Source organism: Streptomyces sp. PA03-5A, from assembly GCF_033792725.1.
Taxonomy (GTDB): Bacteria; Actinomycetota; Actinomycetes; order Streptomycetales; family Streptomycetaceae; genus Actinacidiphila.
Window position 1 is genome coordinate 23,967 of sequence record NZ_JARAVL010000066.1, and the last position, 6,492, is coordinate 30,458.

At 74.1% G+C, this 6,492-nt stretch carries 6 protein-coding genes and 1 riboswitch; of the genes, 2 read left to right on the forward strand and 4 right to left on the reverse strand.

From position 1 onward, the window contains the following. Window positions 1-21 precede the first annotated feature (21 nt). The gene (gene pdxR / locus PV410_RS43100) at window positions 22-1,482 is read right to left on the reverse strand and encodes a MocR-like pyridoxine biosynthesis transcription factor PdxR (RefSeq protein ID WP_500332142.1); all 1,461 of its coding nucleotides are present in this window, start codon (window positions 1,480-1,482) and stop codon (window positions 22-24) included. Between the two features lie 50 nt (window positions 1,483-1,532). Here pdxR and PV410_RS43105 point away from each other — a divergent pair, with 50 nt between their 5' ends. After that, window positions 1,533-2,051: a carboxymuconolactone decarboxylase family protein gene (locus PV410_RS43105; protein WP_500332143.1), complete on the forward strand. Its 519-nt coding sequence runs from the start codon at window positions 1,533-1,535 to the stop codon at window positions 2,049-2,051. Window positions 2,052-2,103: 52 nt separating this feature from the next. Here PV410_RS43105 and rocD read toward each other — a convergent pair whose 3' ends face one another. After that, window positions 2,104-3,309 (reverse strand): ornithine--oxo-acid transaminase, encoded by a 1,206-nt coding sequence (gene rocD, locus PV410_RS43110; RefSeq protein WP_500332144.1) that lies wholly within the window; start codon window positions 3,307-3,309, stop codon window positions 2,104-2,106. A 131-nt stretch (window positions 3,310-3,440) separates the two neighbouring features. After that, window positions 3,441-3,527, forward strand: a riboswitch (ZMP/ZTP riboswitch). Window positions 3,528-3,557: 30 nt separating this feature from the next. On the opposite strand from rocD, the gene PV410_RS43115 reads away from it, so the two are divergent. Then, window positions 3,558-5,000, forward strand: coding sequence for a glycine hydroxymethyltransferase (locus PV410_RS43115; protein WP_500332145.1), 1,443 nt, complete (start codon window positions 3,558-3,560; stop codon window positions 4,998-5,000). Window positions 5,001-5,050: 50 nt separating this feature from the next. Here PV410_RS43115 and PV410_RS43120 read toward each other — a convergent pair whose 3' ends face one another. Both PV410_RS43120 and PV410_RS43125 read right to left on the reverse strand, forming a co-directional pair. Then, the gene (locus PV410_RS43120; RefSeq protein WP_500332146.1) at window positions 5,051-5,773 is read right to left on the reverse strand and encodes a hypothetical protein; all 723 of its coding nucleotides are present in this window, start codon (window positions 5,771-5,773) and stop codon (window positions 5,051-5,053) included. Window positions 5,774-5,873: 100 nt separating this feature from the next. Next, a partial coding sequence (locus PV410_RS43125) for a hypothetical protein (protein WP_500332147.1) occupies window positions 5,874-6,492 on the reverse strand: 619 nt, incomplete at its 5' end.

Sequence of the window (6,492 nt, forward strand, 5' to 3'; positions counted from 1 at the left end):
GCGGAGGGCCGTTCCGTGTGCTCAGCCGGTGTGCGCGGCGAGCAGCGCGCACAGGACCTCCAGGCAGCCGGAGAAGGCGTGCTCGGGCGGTGCGCCGTAGCCGACGACGATCGCGTCGTCCTCCGTGCCGCCGAAGTCGGTGATGCTCTGCAGGCCGAGGCCGTGCTCGCGCGCCCGTGCGACCAGCGCGTCGGCCGAGGTGCCGGGCGGCAGCCGCAGTACGGCGTGGAGGCCGGCGGCGATGCCCGACACCCGCACGGCGGGGGCGCGGGCGGCGAGCGCGGTGACGAGGCGGTCGCGGCGGCGGCGGTAGTGCAGCCGCATCCGGCGCACGTGGCGGTCGTAGCCGCCGGAGACGATGAGTTCGGCGAGGGTCAGCTGGTCGAGCACGGGGGACTGGTGGTCGGCGAGGACCTTCTCGGCGAGTACGGGTTCCACGAGGGCGGGCGGCAGGGCGAGCCAGGCCAGCCGCAGCCCGGGGGCGAGGCTCTTGCTGGCGGTTCCGGCGTAGACGACGTGCTCGGGCGCGAGCCCCTGCAGGGCGCCGACCGGCTGCCGGTCGTAGCGGAACTCCCCGTCGTAGTCGTCCTCGACGACGAGGCCGCCGGTGGCGCGGGCCCAGGCCACCGCGGCCGTGCGCCGCGCGGGGGAGAGCGGGGCGCCGTACGGGAACTGGTGCGCGGGCGTGAGCAGCGCGGCGTCGACGCCGGCGTCGAGGAGGGAGACCTGCGCCCCGTCGTCGTCGACGGGCAGCGGGACGGTGGTGAGCCCCGCCCTCCGCACGATGCGCAGGGTGTGTGGGTAGCCGAGCGCCTCGACGGCGACGCTGCGGGCCCCCCGGGTTCGCAGGGCACGGCCGATCAGCCCGGCGGCCTGGACGAAGCCCGTGCACACCACCACGAGCTCCGCGGTGGTGCGCACGCCGCGCACCCGGCCCAGGTACGCCGCGAGGGCCTCGCGCAGTTCGGGGCGGCCGCGCGGGTCGGTGTAGCCGAGGGCCTCGTTGGGCGCGGCCGCCAGGGCGCGGCGCGCGGCGGCGGACCACGCGGCGCGGGGGAACGAGCCGAGGTCGGGCGAGCCGGGTCGCAGGTCGTACGGGACCTGTTCCCGGGGTTGCGGCGGTCCGGCCGGCTCCGGGGTGCCGGCGGGGTCCGCGGTGCCCTCCGTTTGCGGTGCGGTGGCGCGGGCGTGGCCGCCGCGGCGCGGGGCGGCCGCGCGCCAGCCGTCGCCGACGCGTGTGCCGGAGCCCTGGCGGGCGGTCAGCCAGCCCTCGGCCACCAGCTGCCCGTAGGCGTCGGCGACGGTGTTGCGGGCGACGCCCAGGTCCTTGGCGAGCGTCCGGGAGGACGGCAGCCGGGTGCCGGGGGAGAGCCTGCCGTCGCGCACGGCCTCACGCAGCGCGTCCTCGAGCCCGGCGCGCGCACCGGTGCCGCCGGCGAGGTCCAGATGGAGGTCGACCCCTGAAATGGCCCAATCGTTCACCCTCCAAGTGGACCACGGGCCGAGGCCACCTTGTCACTACGTTGGGTCGCATGACGATGATCACGACTTCCGCCGGCGCTCCGTCCGACCTCGGCCCGGACGACCTGGTGCCCGCCCACGCGCCGCGCATGGTGCTCGGCAAGGCCGCCCCCGACTTCTACAAGGCGATGATCGCGCTGGACGCGGCGGCGGCCAGCGGCCTGGACCCCGTGATCAAGGAACTGGTCAAGGCCCGTGCCTCGCAGCTCAACGGCTGTGCGTACTGCGTGGACCAGCACCTGAACGACGCCCGCAAGCTCGGGCTGACCGAGCAGAAGCTCAACGGCCTCACCGTGTGGTGGGAGACCCCGTTCTTCACCGTGCGTGAGCGTGCCGCGCTGGCGCTGAGCGAGGCGGTGACCCGGCTCGGGGAGCGTGGCGTCCCGGACGAGGTCTACGACGAGGCCGCCCGGGTCTTCGACGAGGAGGAACTGGCCCGGCTGATCGCCATGTGCGTCACCATCAACGCCTGGAACCGCATCGGCGTGACGACGCGGATGTCCCCGGCGGTCCGCCCCGACGGCGTCTGACCGCCGGGGCACACCCCTGGCCGGACCCGGACCCGGACCCGGTTCCCGGGGCTCAGGCCGACAGCACGGCCCGCAACTGGTCGAGACCCCAGTCCAGGTCCTCCTTGGAGATCACCAGCGGCGGCGCGAGCCGGATCGTGGAGCCGTGGGTGTCCTTGACCAGGACACCCCGCTCCAGGAGCCGTTCGGAGACCTGCCGGCCGGTGCCGTGCTCCGGGGCGATGTCCACGCCCGCCCACAGACCGCGGCCGCGGACCTTCGTGACGGCGCCGCTGCCGGTCAGCAGTGCCAGCTCGTGGTGAAGGTGGTCGCCGAGTTCGGTGGCCCGCTGCTGGTACTCGCCGGTGCGCAGCATCGCGAGGACCTCCAGGGCCACCGCGCAGGCCAGCGGGTTGCCGCCGAAGGTGGAGCCGTGCTCGCCGGGCCGGTAGACCCCGAGCACCTCCGCGGAGGACACGACCGCCGAGACGGGGACGACGCCACCGCCGAGCGCCTTGCCCAGCACGTACATGTCCGGGACGACGCCCTCGTGCTCCGACGCGAAGGTCCGGCCCGTCCGGCCCAGTCCCGACTGGATCTCGTCGGCGATGAAGAGGATCCCGCGCTCCTCGGTGAGCCGGCGCACGCCCGCCCAGTACCCGGCGGGCGGCACCAGGACCCCCGCCTCGCCCTGGATGGGCTCCATCAGCACGGCCACGGTGCGGTCGTCCAGCGCCGCCTCCAGCGCGGCCAGGTCGCCGTACGGGACGACCTCGAAGCCGGGGGTGTACGGGCCGAAGTCCGCGCGGGCCTCGGGGTCGGTGGAGAAGCTGATGATGGTGGTCGTCCGCCCGTGGAAGTTGTCCGCGGCGACGACGATCTTGGCCTGGCCGTCCGGTACGCCCTTGACCCGGTAGCCCCACTTGCGGGCCGTCTTCACCGCCGTCTCGACGGCCTCCGCACCGGTGTTCATCGGCAGCACCATCTCCATGCCGCACAGGTCGGCCAGCTCGGTGCAGAAGCGCGCGAAGCGGTCGTGGTGGAACGCCCGCGAGGTGAGCGTCACACGGTCGAGCTGGGCCTTGGCGGCCTCGATGAGACGGGCGTTGCGGTGCCCGAAGTTCAGCGCCGAGTAGCCGGCGAGCATGTCGAGGTAGCGGCGGCCCTCGACGTCCGTCACCCAGGCGCCTTCGGCGGAGGCGACGACGACCGGGAGGGGGTGGTAGTTGTGGGCGCTGTGCGCCTCGGTGGCGGCGATGTGCTCGGCGGCGGTCGACACGTGAATGCTCCGTTCGTGGTACGTCGGGAGTTGTGGCGCTGGGGCCCGGTGGGGCCCCTTTCTATCGTCGCTCGTCCCGGATGCGAAGAAACCTCGCGCCGGGCGGCTTCCCCACGGGCGTTGCTAGGCTGGCCACGGGTCGTGACTGGCGCGCTGGGATGGGATTGACCATCGGGGAGCGGCCCGTGAACTGTGTGCCGTGCGCCTGGGCCGTCCCGTATGCCGTGCCGTGCAGCAGGAGGTCTGACATGACGAGTGGTTCCACCGAATCCACCGCCTTCCGCAGTGCCCTTGAGGTGATCAGGGGCGTCGAGCCGCGCGTGGCCGATGCCATCGGCCAGGAGATCGAGGACCAGCGTGCCTCGCTCAAGCTCATCGCCAGTGAGAACTACGCCTCCCCGGCCGTGCTGCTGACCATGGGCAACTGGTTCAGCGACAAGTACGCCGAGGGCACGGTCGGCCGCCGCTTCTACGCCGGCTGCCGCAACGTCGACACCGTCGAGGCGCTCGCCGCCGAGCACGCGCGCGAGGTGTTCGGCGCCCAGCACGCCTACGCCCAGCCGCACTCCGGCATCGACGCCAACCTCGTCGCCTTCTGGGCCGTGCTCGCCGCCCGGGTCGAGGCGCCCGCGCTGGAGCGGGCCGGGGCCCGCCAGGTCAACGACCTGGGCGAGGAGGACTGGGCGCGGCTGCGCCACGAGCTCGGCGACCAGCGCATGCTCGGCATGTCCCTGGACGCGGGCGGACACCTCACGCACGGCTTCCGGCCCAACATCTCGGGAAAGATGTTCGACCAGCGCAGCTACGGCACCGACCCCGCCACGGGGCTGCTGGACTACGAGGCCCTGCGCAAGACCGCCCGCGAGTTCCGGCCGCTGATCATCGTGGCGGGCTATTCGGCCTACCCGCGGCTGGTGAACTTCCGGATCATGCGGGAGATCGCCGACGAGGTGGGCGCCACGCTGATGGTCGACATGGCGCACTTCGCGGGCCTGGTCGCCGGCAAGGTCCTCACCGGTGACTTCGACCCCGTGCCGCACGCGCAGATCGTCACCACCACCACGCACAAGTCGTTGCGCGGCCCGCGCGGGGGCATGGTGCTGTGCGACTCCTCGCTCGCCGAGCAGGTCGACCGCGGTTGCCCCATGGTGCTCGGCGGCCCGCTGCCGCACGTGATGGCCGCCAAGGCGGTGGCCCTGGCGGAGGCCCGCCGCCCCGAATTCCACAGCTACGCGCAGCGCATCGTGGACAACTCCCGGGCCCTGGCCGAGGGGCTGCTGCGGCGCGGTGCCACGCTGGTGACCGGCGGCACGGACAACCACCTCGTCCTGATCGACGTCGCGTCCTCCTACGGGATCACCGGCCGGCAGGCCGAGGCCGCACTGCTGGACTCGGGCATCGTCACCAACCGCAACTCCATCCCCCAGGACCCCAACGGGGCCTGGTACACCTCCGGCATCCGCATCGGCACCCCCGCGCTCACCACGCGCGGCCTCGGCACGGGGGAGATGGACGAGATCGCCGGGCTGATCGACCGGGTGCTCACGGCCACGACGGCGGGCGTCACCTCGGCCGGGAAGCCCTCCAAGGCGCAGCACGTGCTGGACGCGAAGGTCTCCGACGAGATCGCGCAGCGCGCGGCGGACCTGCTGGCCGGCTTCCCGCTCTACCCCGGGATCGACCTGAGCTGACCCGCCGCCCGCGCGGGGTGCGTGCCGGCGTGGCCCGCACCCCCGTCGCGTCAGGCGTCGACGAGCTCCTGGCGGGGCCCCTCCTCGGGTGTGTGCCGGGATATCCGGCGCAGGACGAGGAAGGTGCCGGCGCCACCGACGAGCAGGCCGACGCCGAGCCCGGGCAGGGACAGCCACCAGCCGTCCGGTCCGCCGCCGTCCCCGGCCGCCGTGGCCTGCGCGGCGGTGGCGGGGTCATCCGGCGCGGCCGCCGCGGTCTCCTGGACGGTCGTGGCGCCGTCCGGGCCGAGCGGGTAGTCCGGGGCGCTGACGCCGAGACCCTTGTCGGACCCCATGAGGCCAAGCCGGCCGAGCAGGCGGTCGAGCTCCTCCGGCTGAGCCGCCTTGCGCCACACACCCTGCTCCGGCAGACCCGTGTCGGTCACCGTGCGGGTGTGGACCCAGGCACCGCCGGGACCGTCCGGGTACACGTAGTCCACCTTCCAGACCGACACGTCGTGGATCAGCCACGTCACGGTGACCTGGCGGTGGTGGTCGTTCATCACGTCCGACAGCGAGTCCGGCGGGTCCTCCTTCGGGCCGTCCCCGATGGACTGGTCCAGTTCCTGGTAGTCGGGTGAACTGGCGTAGATGCCCGCGGCCTTGCCGCTGCCCGGAGCGACCAGCATCACGCTGGTCGGCCCGCCCGCGGCCGCCGGGCCCGAACCGCCGACCACGGCGGCGAGCGCCGTGACGGTGACTCCGGCCCAGCTGACGATCCTTCTGATCCGCATCCGGTCCCCCTCTCGCTCGTTCCTCCCCCTGTTACACCGCCCGGGCCCGCCAGGTTCCCGTCCGGGGAAGGGGACCGGGACGAGGCACGCGGAGGAGGCCCTAACGCGGCCGGGCGGACTTCGCGACGGTGACCGCGCGTGCCAGGTCCGGGACGCCCTCCAGGCGCAGCGTCGTCTGCCCGCGCTGCCAGACGAGGGTGGGTCCGGCCGTCCGGGGAGGCTCGCGGCGGGCACCGCCGTCGGGGTCGACGAGCCGGACGTAGTGGGGCTCGGCGAACCACACCCCGTAGTCGTTCCCGGGGCCCAGATCGACCCATTCGACCGCGTCGCCGACCGTCTTGAGGAAGACCACGTCGATCGTGGCCCGGAACTGGTCGAGCCGTACCGTGCGTCCGTCCACCCGCCAGCTCATCGACAGCACCCGCCCCCCGTCGACCACCGACACCCCGTCCGGCTCGCCCAGCTCGGCCGGCACGTACGCCCCGTCCAGCGGCGCGTCCCCCCGCACCGGTGGCGGGGCGCCCGTGCTCGGGCGGGCGGAGGGGTCCCGGTGCACGACGACGCCGCCGAAGCCGAACCAGTCCGCGACCGCGGCCCGCACCGGCGGGGTGAGCACGAGCACCACCAGCAGCCCGCACAGCGCCGCCGTCAGGGCACGCCAGCGCGCCGCGGCCCACGCGCGCGCCCGGGCGCCGCGGCTCAGCTCCAGCAGCAGCCGC

Excerpts from the sequence above, each read along its gene's own strand:
- PV410_RS43105 (WP_500332143.1), top strand. The coding sequence starts at position 1,533 with ATGACGATGATCACGACTTCCGCCGGCGCTCCGTCCGACCTCGGCCCG.
- PV410_RS43115 (WP_500332145.1), top strand. The coding sequence starts at position 3,558 with ATGACGAGTGGTTCCACCGAATCCACCGCCTTCCGCAGTGCCCTTGAG.
- PV410_RS43120 (WP_500332146.1), bottom strand. The coding sequence starts at position 5,773 with ATGCGGATCAGAAGGATCGTCAGCTGGGCCGGAGTCACCGTCACGGCG.